General features: G+C 70.0%; 11 protein-coding genes. 10 read left to right on the top strand and 1 reads right to left on the bottom strand.

Annotated elements, in window-relative coordinates; genetic code table 11:
* Positions 1-78 precede the first annotated feature (78 nt).
* The 3 genes from ACT54X_RS19505 (at position 79) to ACT54X_RS19495 (ending at position 5,287) form a co-directional block, all read left to right on the top strand.
* On the top strand, positions 79-1,515 hold the full coding sequence (locus tag ACT54X_RS19505; RefSeq protein WP_294365822.1) for a sensor domain-containing diguanylate cyclase: 1,437 nt from the start codon (positions 79-81) through the stop codon (positions 1,513-1,515).
* A gap of 62 nt (positions 1,516-1,577) precedes the next feature.
* Positions 1,578-3,224, top strand: a complete 1,647-nt coding sequence (locus ACT54X_RS19500; RefSeq protein WP_294365819.1) for a putative bifunctional diguanylate cyclase/phosphodiesterase — start codon at positions 1,578-1,580, stop codon at positions 3,222-3,224.
* Positions 3,221-5,287, top strand: coding sequence for a sensor domain-containing diguanylate cyclase (locus tag ACT54X_RS19495; protein ID WP_476347984.1), 2,067 nt, complete (start codon positions 3,221-3,223; stop codon positions 5,285-5,287). Before ACT54X_RS19500 ends, ACT54X_RS19495 begins: the two co-directional genes overlap by 4 nt.
* Here ACT54X_RS19495 and ACT54X_RS19490 read toward each other — a convergent pair whose 3' ends face one another.
* Complete coding sequence (locus ACT54X_RS19490; protein WP_294365815.1) at positions 5,288-6,190, bottom strand: LysR family transcriptional regulator; 903 nt, start codon at positions 6,188-6,190, stop codon at positions 5,288-5,290.
* Positions 6,191-6,308: 118 nt separating this feature from the next.
* On the opposite strand from ACT54X_RS19490, the gene ACT54X_RS19485 reads away from it, so the two are divergent.
* The 7 genes from ACT54X_RS19485 (at position 6,309) to ACT54X_RS19455 (ending at position 14,785) form a co-directional block, all read left to right on the top strand.
* Positions 6,309-7,832, top strand: coding sequence for a CoA-acylating methylmalonate-semialdehyde dehydrogenase (locus ACT54X_RS19485; RefSeq protein ID WP_354321336.1), 1,524 nt, complete (start codon positions 6,309-6,311; stop codon positions 7,830-7,832).
* Between the two features lie 994 nt (positions 7,833-8,826).
* The gene (locus ACT54X_RS19480; protein WP_294365811.1) at positions 8,827-9,981 is read left to right on the top strand and encodes an acyl-CoA dehydrogenase family protein; all 1,155 of its coding nucleotides are present in this window, start codon (positions 8,827-8,829) and stop codon (positions 9,979-9,981) included.
* Between the two features lie 94 nt (positions 9,982-10,075).
* On the top strand, positions 10,076-11,191 hold the full coding sequence (locus tag ACT54X_RS19475) for an enoyl-CoA hydratase/isomerase family protein (RefSeq protein ID WP_294365809.1): 1,116 nt from the start codon (positions 10,076-10,078) through the stop codon (positions 11,189-11,191).
* Between the two features lie 123 nt (positions 11,192-11,314).
* Positions 11,315-12,199, top strand: coding sequence for a 3-hydroxyisobutyrate dehydrogenase (gene mmsB / locus ACT54X_RS19470; RefSeq protein ID WP_294365808.1), 885 nt, complete (start codon positions 11,315-11,317; stop codon positions 12,197-12,199).
* 341 nt (positions 12,200-12,540) lie between these two features.
* The gene (locus ACT54X_RS19465; RefSeq protein ID WP_294365807.1) at positions 12,541-13,290 is read left to right on the top strand and encodes a GntR family transcriptional regulator; all 750 of its coding nucleotides are present in this window, start codon (positions 12,541-12,543) and stop codon (positions 13,288-13,290) included.
* 32 nt (positions 13,291-13,322) lie between these two features.
* Positions 13,323-14,006 (top strand): dienelactone hydrolase family protein, encoded by a 684-nt coding sequence (locus ACT54X_RS19460; protein ID WP_476347980.1) that lies wholly within the window; start codon positions 13,323-13,325, stop codon positions 14,004-14,006.
* A 14-nt stretch (positions 14,007-14,020) separates the two neighbouring features.
* On the top strand, positions 14,021-14,785 hold the full coding sequence (locus ACT54X_RS19455) for an SDR family NAD(P)-dependent oxidoreductase (RefSeq protein WP_476347978.1): 765 nt from the start codon (positions 14,021-14,023) through the stop codon (positions 14,783-14,785).
* Positions 14,786-14,787: the final 2 nt, after the last annotated feature.

Below are 14,787 nucleotides of genomic sequence, written 5' to 3'. Positions count from 1 at the left end.
GACCGGCCCGGCTGCTGATAGCATCCGGCGCTGTCTCACGCGTCCGCCGCCATGACGTCTTCCGACGATTTCCAAACCATGTTCGATCTTGCGCCAGTCTCGCTCTGGCTCGAGGATTACAGCGGACTCAAGCAGCTTTTCGATCAGTGGCGCAGCGAGGGCGTGATCGACCTCGTCGAATATCTCCAGGCCGACCCGTCGCGCCGGGCGGCCTGCATGGCCAGCATCCGCGTGCTGCAGGTCAACCAGAAGACGTTGAGCCTGTTCGCTGCCGCCAGCCAGGATGAACTGGTCTCGCGCCTGCCGGAAATCTTCCGGGACGACATGTCTGACCGGGTGATCCACGAACTCGCGCAGTTCTGGGACGGACGCACCGAGATCGAGAACCAGACGGTCAACTATGCCCTCGACGGTCGGCGGCTGGACGTCACGGTACGCATCCGCATCCTGCCTGGCCACGAGGCCGATTGGTCGCGAGCGCTCATTTCGCTCGACGACATCACCGCCCGCGTACGCGCCGAGAAGCTGCGCGAAGCCAGCGAGCGCTACGCGCGTGGCCTCTTCGAGCGCTCGCCCGTGTCGCTGTGGGTGGAGGACTTCAGCGGCGTCAAGCGCCTGCTCGACGGGGTGCGGGCGCAGGGCATCCGCGACTTCGGTACCTTCCTCAAGGTGCACCCCGAGTTCGTCGGCCGCTGCGTGCAGGAGATCCGCGTGCTCGACGTCAACGAGGAGACGCTACGCATGCTGGGCGCGCCCGACAAGGCCACGCTGCTGCGCAACCTGCCCAAGGTGTTCCGCGGAGAGATGCACGACTCCTTCGCCGAGCAGCTGCGCGACCTCTGGGACGGCAAGACGCTGCAGCAGCGCGAGGTGGTCAACTACACGCTGGGCGGCGAGCCGGTCTACATCTACATGCAGTTCTCCATCCTGCCCGACCGGCAGGACAACTGGGACCTGGTGCTGCTCTCGCTGGTCGACATCACCGCGCGCCGCCGCGCCGAGGCCTACCTTGAATACCTGGGCACGCACGATGTGCTCACGCAACTGCGCAACCGCACCTTCTACACCGAGGAACTGTTGCGCCTGACGCGCAAGGGCCCCTGGCCCGTGTCCATCCTTGCGCTCGACATGAACGGCCTCAAGCAGGTCAACGACCAGGTCGGCCATGCCGCCGGCGACGCCCTGCTGCGCCGCGCGGGCGAGGTGCTGGCCAAGCTGGTGGACGCGCCCGCGTGCGTGGCCCGGGTGGGCGGCGACGAATTCATCGTGCTGATGCCCGACACCGACGAGCGCGGCGTGCGCAGCGTGCGCGAGCACCTGACCACCCTGGTGGACCTCAACAACCAGTTCTACGGCGGCCCCTCCGGTCACCTGCTGAGCTTCGCCATGGGCGCCGCCACCTGCCAGGCGGGCGAGTCGCTCGAGAACGCGCTGCAGGCCGCCGACCGCGCCATGTACGAGGACAAGGCCCGCCATTACGAGTCGGAGGGCCCGGCGCAGCGCCGGCCCCTCTGAGGCGCCCGCCGGACGCCGTCGCCGCCCTCTGCGCTGAACACCGGCCCTTCTTCCCCCACACCATGCCCCACCGTCTTCCCCGGCCGGCGGTCTGCCACTTTCGCACCGTGGCGGGGGAGCTTCGCTGGGCGGATGCCGCGGCCCAGGCGCTGACCTGCGGCGCGGCCGAACCCGGCATCAAGGCCAAGACCCTGCTGGCCGCCGGCGAGCGCGGCTTCGAGGAGGCCGAGGTGCCTGCCAAGGGGCCCGGCCCGGCCTGCTGGGTGGGCCTTCGCACGCCCAAGGGCCGCGTGCAGGTCGAATTGCGCGGCGAACGCGCAGAGGACGGCAGCGTGCTGTGGACCGCCAGCCGCGGCCCGGGCACCGAGGTGCTGCACCGCCTGGATCCGCTGACCCGCCTGCCGGGCCGCCTGCCATCGCTGCCCGAGCTGTCGGCCGAGCGCAGCGTGCCGCTGGCCCGACTGGCCGTCATCTACCTCGACCTGGACCGCTTCCGGGAGATCAATGGGCGCTTCGGCCCCTCTGGCGGCGACGCCGTCCTGCTGGAGGTCGTGCACAGGCTGGAACTGGGGTTGCCCGAAGACGCGGCGCTGGCCCGGGTGGGCGGCGACGAGTTCGCGGCCGTGCTGCCCAACGCGGGCTGGCCGGAATGCCAGGGCATCCTCGAGTACTGCCTCGGCCGGCTGGGCGACGACTTCCAGGTCCACGGCCAGCCGCTGACCGTGGGGGCCAGCGTCGGCGTGGCGCTGCGCGAGCAGGAAGGCCCGTCCATCGAGGTGCTGCTGCGCCAGGCCCGCCAGGCCGCCTTCGGTGCCAAGCGGGCCGGGGGCGGGCAGGTCAACTTCTTCGACGCGCAGGAGCATGCGCACGAGCAGCGTCTGGCCCAGCAGCGCCAGCGCATCGCCGAGGGGCTGGACGCGGGCGAGTTCTTCCTCGTCTTCCAGCCCAAGGTCGACATGCAGCGCGGCACCATCGTGGGCATGGAGGCGCTCAGCCGCTGGAACCACGCGCAGCGCGGCGTGCTGATGCCGGCCGAGTTCGTGCCCACCATCGAGGATCACGAACTGTCGGAGCAGCTGGGCGAATGGGCCATCGGCGCCGCCATCGAGGCGGTGCGGCAGTGGGCCGCGCAGGGTCGCCGGCTGTCGGTCAGCGTCAACATCAGCGCCGGGCTGCTGATGCGGGCGGATGTGGTGCGGCGGCTGTCCGCGCTGCTGGAGCGCTTTCCCGAGCGACATGCCGGCGCCCTGGTGCTGGAGATCCTGGAGACCAGCGCCATCCGCGACATCGACCTGGCCGCCAGCTTCATCGAGTCCTGCCGCCAGCTGGGCGTGGACGTGGTGATGGATGACTTCGGCACCGGCTATTCCTCGCTGACCTACCTGCGGCGGCTGCCGGTCAGCGGTCTCAAGCTGGACCAGTCCTTCGTGCGCAACGTGCTCACCGACCCGCAGGACCGCGCCATCCTGCAGGGCGTGATCTCGCTGGCCCGCGCCCTCGGTCTGGAGGTCACCGCCGAGGGTGTGGAAACCCGCGAGCACGGCGAGGCGCTGCTGGCCCTGGGCTGCCACCTGGCGCAGGGCTTCGGCATTGCTCGGCCCATGCCGGCAGCGGAGGTCTTCGGCTGGATCGACGCCTACGAAAGACAGCCGCTGTGGAAGCCGCCGTCGGACAATGCGCCCGCCATGAACAAAGCGCTCCCGCCGTGACGACCGTCCGCCGCCTGATGCCTCGCCTGGGCAGGAAGACGCCGGCCCGTGGGCAGGCCGCCATGCCGGCCTTCGACGACGTGGCATGGCGCCTGCGCGCGAGCCTGCTTGCCGTGGTAGCCCTGCTGGCCGTGGCGGCCAGCGTGGCCATCTGGCTGGCCGTCTCGCACCTGGCGCAGCGCATCGCGCGCGTGAGCGACGAAGACCATCAGCGCGCCAGCACGCGTGCCACGGCCGAGGCCATGTCCAGCCTGCAGCACCAGCGCGAAGCCGCGCTGGCCGGCACGGCGCGCATGCTCCAGCCCGCGGCCAGCGACGAGGAGCGCGCACAGCGCTTCACCGTGCTCGCGTCGAGCCTGGGCACCGTCTTCTCCGCCTCCTTCCTGATCGATGCGCTCGGCCAGCCGCTGGCACGTGCCGATGAGCATGGCGTCCAGGTCATGCCGGCCATCGGCCCCATGGACGACCGGTCCTACTTCCAGGAGGTGATGCGCACCCACAAGCCTGTGCTGTCGCAGCCCATCGCCGGGCGCAACACGGGCCGCGTGTCCATCGTGATGGCGCTGCCGGTGATGGATGGGCAGCGCGTGGTCGCGGTGGTGGCGGGTGTGCTGCGCCTGGACAGCGGCGACGTCGGCCGCATGGCCGTGGGACGGCTGCCCGGGGCCGTGCGCGTGGTCACGGACGACCAGGGCCAGATCCTGAGCCACGACGGTGGCCTGGCCCTGCAGCGCCTGCCGCTGTCGCGGGAGGCGCGCTTCGCGGAGGCCTTCGAGGCCTGGCGGGCGCAGGGCAGCCCGCGCCTCACCGAAGGCTTCGTCACCGTGGCCGGTGGACAGGTGGTGGCGGCCGTGCCGGTGTCGGAGACGCCGTGGCTCATCTGGCAGGCCCGGCCGGTCTCGGGCCTGCAGGGGGCGCTTGACGACGAACTCGAGCACACGCTGCAATGGACCCTCGGCGCCGTACTGCTGGCCGGCCTGTTGAGTTGCGCGTGGATCGTCTGGCGCCTGCGGCCGCTGGGCCGCCTGGTGCGGCGCGTGCAGCGGCTCACCGCGCCCATGGCCGATGCGCAGCCGGGCATGGGGTGGCCGGGCGGTGCGGGCGAACTGGGCCAGTTGTCCACCCTGCTTCGGCTGTGGGCCACTGAACAGGCCGGGCTGGCCCATGCCCACGCCGAGATCCAGACACGCCTGCGCGCCGTGCTCGCCGCCGCGCCCGTGGGCGTGGCCTTCGTGCGCGAGGGCGTGGTCGAGCTGGCCAGCGCCGAATGCTGCCGGTTGTTCGGCAATGACGCGCCGCAGATGCTGGGACGCGCCGCCCACGAGCTGTTCGAGGAAGCCGATGGCTTCCAGCGCTTCCTGCAGGCCGCGCGCGGCGCCGCCGCGCTGGGCGTGCCCTATGGCGGCGACTGGCGCCTGCGGCGCAGCGACGGCCTGGGCTTCTGGGCCAACCTGCGCAGCCGGCCGGTGGACTGGGACGACCTGTCGCTGGGCGAGATCTGGACGGTGGCCGACGTCACCGAGCAGAAGCTGGTGCGCCAGCGCCTGGAGTGGCAGAGCCGGCACGACCCGCTCACCGGTGCGGCCAACCGCATGTTCTTCGACCAGCGCATTGCGCGCGTGATGGGCAACCGGGAGCTGTTCAGCCCCGCGGTGCTGATCTTCATCGACCTCGACCACTTCAAGCCCATCAACGACACGGCCGGCCACCTGGCCGGCGACGAGGTGCTCAAGCAGGTGGTGCAGGCCATTGCGGCGCAGTCGCGTTCGGGCGACCTGGTGGTGCGGCTGGGCGGCGACGAGTTCGCGCTGCTGCTGGAGCAGTGCAGCGGCATGGCGGCTCTGGCGGTGGCCCAGCGCATCCGCGCGGCCGTCCAGGAGATCGTCGTGCCGTGGGAAGAGCAGGAGTTGCGCGTGGGCGCCAGCATCGGCGTGGCCGAGCTGACGCCCGACATCCGCACGGCCCAGGACTGGGTGGCCGCCGCCGACGCCGCCTGCTATGCCGCCAAGACCAGTGGCCGCAACCAGGTGCAGATGTCGCCGCCCCGCGTGGTGCTGCGCTAATCAGGCCGCGGGTGGCAGAAGCCGGGTCTGCTCCCGTTCTGCCACGGTCTTGAGCAGGTTCCACACGGCCAGGATGCGCGGCTGCTGCTTGCCTTCAGCGGGCATCGACATCCAGAAGGTGCGCGTGAAACGCGCCAGCGCCGGCAGCACGGGCGCCAGCCGCGCGTCGCCTTCGGCGACGAAGGCCGGCAGCACGGCAATGCCGGCGCCGGCGGCGGCCGCCTCGTGCTGGGCCAGCACGCTGGTGCTGCGCAGCGAGAAGCCATCGGGCCGGTGCAACTCGCCCAGGAAGCGCAGCTCCTTGGAGAAGAGCAGGTCGTCCACGTAGCTGACGAAGGCGTGGCCGCGCAGGTCCTCGCGGCGCGAGATGGGTGCATGGCGCGCCAGGTAGTCGTGCGAGGCGTACAGGCGCAGGCTGTAGTCCGTGAGCCGCGTGGCCACCACCGAGCCCCGCGCCGGGCGCTCCAGCGCGATCACGATGTCGGCCTCGCGCCGCGACAGCTGCAGCAGGCGCGGCAAGGCGAGCAGGTCGATGGTCAGGCGCGGATGGCCTGCGGCGAATGCGGCCAGCGCGGGTGCCAGCACCCGCGTGCCGAAGCCTTCCGTGGCGCCCACGCGCACGGTGCCCGACAGGCCTTCCTGCGGTGCCAGGGCCGGGCTGGTGCGCTCGACCGCGTGAAAGGCGGCCTCCATGGCCTCGGCCTGGGGCTGCAGTTGCCGGCCGGCCTCGGTCAGCCGATGTCCGCCGGCCTCGCGCGTGAAGAGGGCGGCGCCCAGGGCTTTTTCCAGCGCCTGGATGCGGCGCGCGACGGTGGTGTGGTCCACCGCCAGCCGGCGCGCCGCGGCCATCAGCGTGCCGGCGCGGGCGAGTTCGAGGAAGTAGCGCAGGTTGTCCCAGTCCATGGTCTGCAATTTTGCAAAGGCGACGCGAATTTTTGTCTATTGCTGGGGCAAAAGTGCAAAGCTATCCTGCGGCGGATCACATCGGCGGCACAAGCGCCGCCCCATCTGGAGACAAGCCATGACTGCCACCCCCACGCCCGCATCGCGGGTGCCCACCGTCAAACTGCTGATCGGCGGCGAGTTCGTCGAATCCCGCAGCACCGCTTGGCGCGACGTGGTCAACCCCGCCACCCAGGAGGTGCTGGCCCGCGTGCCCTTCGCCACGCCCGACGAGGTGGACGCCGCCGTCGCCGCGGCGCAGAAGGCCTTCAAGACCTGGCGCAAGACGGCCATCGGCCAGCGGGCGCGCATCTTCCTGAAGCTGCAGCAGCTGATCCGCGAGCACATGGGCGAGCTGGCCGCCATCCTGACGGCCGAGCAGGGCAAGACGCTGCCGGACGCCGAAGGCGATGTGTTCCGCGGCCTGGAGGTGGTGGAGCATGCGGCCGGCATCGGCAACCTGCAGCTGGGCGAACTGGCCAACAACGTGGCGGGGGGCGTGGACACGTACACGCTGCTGCAGCCGCTGGGCGTGTGCGCCGGCATCACGCCCTTCAACTTCCCGGCCATGATCCCGTTGTGGATGTTCCCGATGGCCATCGCCACGGGCAACACCTTCGTGCTCAAGCCGAGCGAGCAGGACCCGATGGTGACGATGCGCCTGGTCGAGCTGGCGCTGGAGGCGGGCGTGCCGCCCGGCGTGCTGAACGTGGTGCACGGCGGCGAGCAGGTGGTCAACGCCATCTGCGACCACCGCGACATCAAGGCGATCAGCTTCGTGGGCTCGACCAAGGTGGGCACGCATGTCTACAACCGCGCCACGCTGGCCGGCAAGCGGGTGCAATGCATGATGGGCGCGAAGAACCACGCCATCGTGATGCCTGACGCCAACAAGGAGCAGACGCTCAATGCGCTGGCCGGCGCGGCCTTCGGTGCCGCGGGCCAGCGCTGCATGGCGGTGTCGGTGGCGGTGCTGGTGGGCGAGGCGCAAAGCTGGATTCCCGAGCTGGTGGAGAAGGCCAAGACGCTGAAGGTGAGCGCCGGCACGGAGAAGGGCACGGACGTGGGGCCGCTGGTGTCGTGCGCGGCGCGCGACCGGGTGGTGGGGCTGATCGAGCGCGGTGTGGCCGATGGCGCCACGCTGGAGCTGGATGGCCGCAACCCGCAGGTGGCCGGCTACGAGAAGGGCAACTTCGTCGGGCCGACGGTCTTCTCGGGCGTGAAGCCGGGCATGTCGATCTACGACCAGGAGGTGTTCGGGCCGGTGCTGTGCCTGGCCGAAGCGTCGTCGCTGGACGAGGCGATCGAGTTCATCAACGCCAATCCGAACGGCAACGGCACGGCGATCTTCACGCAGTCGGGCGCGGCGGCGCGCAAGTTCCAGGAGGACATCGACGTGGGACAGGTGGGCATCAACGTGCCGATCCCGGTGCCGGTGCCGCTGTTCTCGTTCACGGGATCGCGGGCCTCGAAGCTGGGGGACCTGGGGCCTTACGGCAAGCAGGTGGTGTTGTTCTACACGCAGACCAAGACGGTGACGGCGCGGTGGTTCGACGACTCGACGGTGTCGCAGGGGGTCAATACGACGATTTCGTTGAAGTGAACTTGGTGCTGGGGCCCGGTGCTCGTTGTAAGTCCGACTGTGTGAGTACCGTTGCCATGTCTCCGGTCGTGGTGCGCTCGGTGTTCGAGGCGGGCGCGCCGGCCCGGGCGGCGGTGGGTAACGCGGCGTGCTTCAGTGAGGCGGTCGGCACTGCGTGCCGACTCCCCTGCGATGCTCGCGCACCCGGCCCGCGGCATAACTCGCTGCGCTGCCTGCGGCAGCTCCGCTCAAACAAACGCCGCGAGTCAGATCACGAAGCAGGCCTGTCCTTCGGCAGGCCTGCGGCCGGATGCACTGCGCTTCTCGGCGCCTCACAGGCGCACACCGCGTTACCCACCGCCGCCCGGGCCGGAACCGAAGCTGCGCGCGAATCCCGGTGTCGACACGTCTGTGTCGGTGTGACCGTTCTGGGCATGGCGGGCGTCGCGGCGGCCCCAGGCGATGGCGTCGGCGCGTCACGTCCGTCTCGCGCCATGCCGAAGGTGTTCTGGACATCCAAGGTCGGGCGACGGCGTAGGCTGCAATCCGTGGCGGGCAGGGATTGCGGCGTCGGTGGCACATGCGGCCAACCGGCAGGTGATGTCGGGCGCGGACGCCCGTGCCGGCACGATGATGCGCAGCGTCCCTGCGCGCGAGGACCGGCCCGCCGTGGGCGATGTGTGAGGCGGCGAGAAGCGCAGCGAACCCGGCCGCAGGCCTGCCGAAGGACAGGCCTGCTTCGTGATCTGACTCGCGGCAGTTGTTTGAGCGGAGCGCGCGAGCGCGCAGCGAGTTCTGCCGCGGGCCGGGTTCGGGAGCATCGCAGCGGAGTCGGCACGCAGTGCCGACCGCCTCACTCCGAGCCCGCGGCGGGCCGGTTCTCGCGCGCCGCCCCCACCGTACAAATTGCGCCGACCGAGAACGCACAGCCAGTCAATTGCGCACCTGAGCAGACCAAGCCGAGACAACGCGGCACAAACAAGCCGTCCAAGCGCCAAGAGAGACAAGAAGCACCATGGACTTTGAACTGACCGAAGAACAACGCGCCTTCGCCGACACTGCCCGCGACTTCGCCGCCAGCGAGTTCGCGCCCCATGCCGCGCAGTGGGACCGCGAAGCGATCTTCCCGCGCGAGGCCATTGCCAAGGCCGGCGAACTGGGCTTCTGCGGCCTCTATGCGCCCGAGCGCATCGGCGGGCTGGGCCTGCCGCGGCTGGATGCGGCGCTGGTGTTCGAAGAGATGGCTGCGGTCGACCCCTCGACCACGGCCTTCATCACCATCCACAACATGGCGACCTGGATGCTCGGCACCTGGGGCACCGACGCCGTTTGCGCGCACTGGGGCGAAGACCTGACCGCCGGCCGCAAGCTGGCCTCGTATTGCCTGACCGAACCGGGCGCTGGGTCGGACGCCGGCTCGCTCAAGACCCGTGCCGAGCGCGACGGCGACCACTACGCCATCCACGGCGGCAAGGCCTTCATCTCCGGCGCGGGCTCGACCGACGTGCTGGTGCTCATGGCCCGCACCGGCGGCGCCGGGCCGTCGGGCATCTCTGCCTTCGCCGTGCCGGCCGACGCGCCCGGCATCCGCTACGGCAAGAAGGAACACAAGATGGGCTGGAACAGCCAGCCCACCCGCACCATCGACTTCGACGGCGTGCGCATCCCGGCGGACCACCTGCTGGGCCAGGAGGGCGAGGGCTTCCGCATCGCCATGAAGGGGCTGGACGGCGGCCGCATCAACATCGCGACCTGCTCGGTGGGCGCCGCGCAGGGCGCATTGAATGCGGCGCGGCGCTACCTGCACGAGCGCCAGCAGTTCGGCAAGCCGCTGGCCAGCTTCCAGGCCCTGCAGTTCAAGCTGGCCGACATGGCCACAGAGCTGGTCGCCGCCCGGCAGATGGTGCGCCTGGCCGCCAGCAAGCTCGACGCCGGCCATGCCGATGCCAGCACCTATTGCGCGATGGCCAAGCGCTTTGCGACCGACGCCGGCTTCACCGTCTGCAACGAGGCCCTGCAACTGCACGGCGGCTATGGCTACCTGGGCGACTTTCCGCTGGAGCGCCTGCTGCGCGATGCGCGCGTGCACCAGATCCTGGAAGGCACCAACGAGATCATGCGGCTCATCGTCGCGCGCAAGCTGCTCGATGGCGATGCGGATCTGCGCTGACGTCCAGTCACGCCTCGCCGAGCCGCCAAACGAATCCCACTGCAGTCCCGTCCTTGATATCGCCGCGCGCCCTGCGTCGCTAAGCTCCCCGCCCATGACCGAACCTGTCGTCCTCTTCGATTCCCTGCCCACCGCCAATGGCAGACGCTTCGGCGTCGCCACGCTCAATGCGCCGGCGTCCCTCAACTCGCTGTCCGTCGACATGGTGCGGCTGCTCACGCCCCAACTTCGCGAATGGGCGGCCGACGACCAGGTCGTCGGCGTGCTGCTGCAGGCCGCGGGCGAAAAAGCCTTCTGCGCCGGCGGCGACCTGCGCCAGCTCTACCAGACGCTGCTGGATTGCGGCGAGCGCCGCAACGAATACGCCGAGCGCTTCTTCGCCGAGGAATACGAGCTCGACCACCTGATCCACACCTTCCCCAAGCCCTTCCTGTGCTGGGGCCACGGCATCGTCATGGGCGGCGGCGTCGGCCTGATGGTGGGTGCCTCGCACCGCGTGGTGACCGAAGGCAGCCGCATCGCCATGCCCGAGATCAACATCGGCCTGTACCCCGACGTGGGTGGCAGCTGGTTCCTGCGCCGCGCGCCGGGGCGCACGGGCCTCTTCCTGGCGTTGACGGCCGCGCAGATCAACGCCGCCGATGCCATCTTTGCAGGCCTGGCCGACGTGCTGGTGCCGCAGGCACGCAAACCCCAGGTGCTGGAGGCCATCGGCGCCACGGCCTGGCAAGGGCAGGGCGAGGCCGACCGCGCGCTGCTCTCCCGCATCCTCGCCACCGCGGTCGAGGATGCGCCGCGCCTGCCGTCGAAGCTGCGCGAGCACTACGACACCATCGAGTCGCTGATGGCCGGCGACGACCTGCTGGACATCGCCAAGCGGCTGCGTGCCGTGAAGGCCGACGACGCCTGGCTGCAGAACGCTGCCGCCGCCTTCACCAAGGGCGCGCCCAGTTCCATCGCGCTGTCGTGGGAACTCTGGCGCCGTGTGCCCCGCATGTCGCTGGCGGAGGTGTTCCGGCTGGAATATTGGGCTTCGCTGGGCTTCTGCGCGCACAAGGACTTCGCCGAAGGCATCCGCGCCGTGCTGGTCGACAAGGACCGCAACCCCAAGTGGCAGCCGGCCACGCTGGAAGAAATCACCCCTGAGTTCGTGCAGGACCACCTGCGCGAGCGCGGCGACATGGCGCCGGAGCTGGTGCCGCTGCGCTGAGCGGCGGTGGGCGGCTCCTCCGCAGCCGCCGCGCTTGCTCCCAAGGCACCAGCACCGACCACCGCACCCGCAGGCCGGCCTTCTCGTCCGCTGACATCACCCAAGACATCCAAGGAGACACACATGAAGATCGCATTCATCGGCCTCGGCAACATGGGCGGCCCCATGGCCCTGAATCTGCACAAGGCCGGCCATGCCGTCAGCGCCTTCGACCTGTCGGCCGCCGCGTGCGATGCGCTGCGGGCCCAGGGCGTGGCCATTGCCGCGTCGGCCGCCGCCGCAGTGAGCGGGGCCGAGGTGGTGGTCAGCATGCTGCCGGCCAGCGCCCATGTGGCATCGCTCTACCTTGGCGAGGGCGGCCTGCTGGCGCAGATCGCGCCCGGCACGCTGGTCATCGATTCGAGCACCATCGCCGCTGCCACCTCGCGCCAGGTGGCCGAGGCCGGCGCCGCGCGCGGCATCGCCGTCATCGACGCGCCGGTGTCCGGCGGCACGGGCGGCGCCATCGCCGGCACGCTGACCTTCATGGTGGGCGGCAGCGAGGCCGACCTGGCCCGGGCCCGGCCGGTGCTGGAGAAGATGGGCGCCAACATCTTCCACGCGGGCGGCCCCGGCGCCGGCCAGACGGCCAAGATCTGCAACAACATGCTCCTGGGCATCCTGATGATCGGCACCTCCGAGGCCATTGCCCTGGGCGTGGCCAACGGGCTGGATCCGAAGGTGCTCTCCGAGATCATGCGCCGCAGCTCCGGCGGCAACTGGGCGCTGGAGAAGTACAACCCGCTGCCCGGCGTGATGGAGACCGCCCCGGCCTCCAAGGGCTACGCCGGTGGCTTCGGCACCGACCTGATGCTCAAGGACCTGGGCCTGGCGCAGGAGAACGCCATGGCCGTCAAGGCCAGCACGCCGCTGGGCGGGCTGGCGCGCAGCCTCTATGCGGCGCACAGCCTGGCGGGGCATGGTGCGCTGGACTTCTCCAGCGTGATACGGATGGTGCAGAAGGGCTGACGCCCGGGTCAGCGCCACAGGCGGCGCGAGGCTGCCGAAGCCCATCCTGCAGCGGCCGCATCCGGGCATCGGTTCGAAGGCATTCCCGACAGGAACGCCCGGCATTTCCCTGCGGCTCGCGTTGCGTGGCGGGAGCCGCTGCGCAGACTGCTCCCTCCCACGCCTCTTTGTGTCGCTGCCCTTTGCAGGCGCGGCGCGCACTGTTTTGCGCAGTTTCCGCACCGCTCGGTTCGAATCCTCGGCGTAGCGCCGCCCGGCGCTCCATCGCTGCTGCATGCGTGCGCCGCATCAAAGCGCTTGCGCGCGCAACCTCATCCCATCTATTATTAGGTTAGTACCTTATGAAAAAGACCAGATCAAGTTTCGCGAGTGAACCGCTGTACCGGCAGGTCAGCGTGACGCTGCTCGAGCAGATCAAGTCTGGCGTGCGCTCCGTCGGCACCGTTTTGCCCAAGGAAATCGATCTTGCACAGGAGCTTGGGGTGAGCCGCGTCACGCTTCGGCAGGCGCTCGACATCCTCGAAAAGGGTGGGGTGGTCCAGCGTGTACGTAAGGTAGGAACCAAAGTCATCGCCGCTGCGATGGCCGATGCCTACGTGCAGCAGATGGACGGCCTCGAACACGCCCTGAGGCTGGCTGGCCAGACTGCCATGCGTATCCATGGCCATGCCACGGTCAAGGGAGAGCCCGACACCGGCCTCGTCGGCGTGCCGAGCAGCACCGGCTACTGGCTCGCGATCGACGGTGTCCGCCACATGCAGGGAGCCAGCACGCCGTGCACCTGGACCCGTGTCTATGTCGACAACAAATACGCGGGCATCACGCCCTTCCTGGCCGAGGAGGTCGACGGCGTCTACACGCTCGTCGAGAAGGTGTACGGGCTTGCGGTGCACAGCATCCGGCACTGCGTCTCGGCCTGTGCGCTGAATGCAGACGCCGCCGCTGCGCTGGGCCTGCCCGAAGGCGCGCCTGGGCTCCAGGTGCAGGCATGGCTCTATGCACCGGGGGATGTGCTGATCGAGTACGTGCGCTCCATCCACAACCCGGCACTCATTTCCATCGAACTCAAAAGCCATCGGGCACCCGCCTGAGGCGCTCATCCATCCATCCAAAGGAACACGACATGCGACTCATCGAGATCCCCGCCGGCGACGGCTTTTCATTGCCTGCCCTCCACGTGCCCAGCGCCTCCGGTGCCGGGCGGCCCCTGGTGCTGATCCAGGAGATCTTCGGCATCAACGATGCCATGGAGCAGGCCGCACAGGCCTGGGCCCTGGAGGGCTTCGAGGTCCTGTGCCCGGATCTGTTCGCTAGGCAGCAGCCGGGCGTGCGGCTGGATCCGCGCGCGCCCGCGCAGTTCCAGCAGGGCATTGCGCTCATGCAGGGCATGGACTTCGAACGCGCCGTCCACGACCTGGATGCCGCGCGCCAATGGTTCCAGGCCCAGGGCCGCGGCGACAAGGTCGGCGCGCTTGGCTACTGCCTGGGCGGACGGTTGGCCGTGATGATGGCGCTGTCCACGCCGATCGCTGCGGCCGTGAGCTACTACGGCGTCGGTCTGGAGGATCTGCTGCCGGCCCAGCGCGTCGATGCGGCCCCTTGCCTGCTTCACATCGCGGAGCTCGACGGGTTCGTGCCGCCCGCAGCACGCGAGACCATCCTGGCGCGGGCAGCGCTGCAGGACCGGATGCCGGCCCACGTCTACACGGGTTGCGACCACGCCTTCGCCCGCCCGGGCGGCGAGCATTTCGACGCCGAGGCCGCTGCACTCGCGCGCACGCGGACGCTGGCCTTCCTGGCAGCCTGAAGCGGATGTCGGACATGGCCGGGTCTTCCGGATCCCTCGAAGGTCGCGTCGTCGTCGTGACCGGCGCCGCGCAGGGCATTGGCCTGGCCGTGGCGCATCGCTTTGCGCGCGAGGGTGCGGCCATCGCCATGGTGGACGTGGATGGCGCTCGGCTGCGCGAGGCGGCAGCGCAGGTCCAGGCGACCGGTGTGCCGGTGCTGGAATGCGTGAGCGACGTCGCCCAGGCCGAGGCCCTGCAGGAGGCAGCCGAGGCGACCCGCGCGCGCCTGGGGCCCTGCGACGTGCTGGTCAGCAACGCTGGCATCCTGCTACGCAGCGCGTTGGACGAGCCCGGCAGCCTTGCCAACTGGCGCCGCACGTTGGCCGTCAACCTCGACGGATGCTTCCACGCCGCCTGGGCCTTCGCGCCCCAACTGCGGCAGACGCGTGGCTGCATCGTCAATGTGGCGTCGATCCACGCATTCGTGGCCGTGCGCAATTCGGCGGCCTACACCGCGTCCAAGGGCGGCGTGAAGCAGCTGACCCAGGCCCTGGCGCTCGAACTCGGCGGCGACGGCGTCCGGGTGAATGCCGTTGCGCCGGGCATCACGGAAACCGACATGACGGAAGGCACCCGCCGCGATCCCAAGGCGCTCTCCGCCTTCCTGGAGCGCGTGCCGCTCCATCGCACGGTCCTGCCGGCCGATGTGGCCCATGCCGTTCATTTCCTCGCCTCGGACCAGGCTGCCTGCATCACGGGTGTGACGCTGCCGGTCGATGGCGGGTACTGCGCCATCTGAAC

Source organism: Pseudacidovorax sp. DMC4, assembly GCF_056314265.1.
The sequence above is the reverse complement of the archived record's forward strand: the minus strand, read 5'-3'. Positions and strand labels throughout refer to the sequence as shown.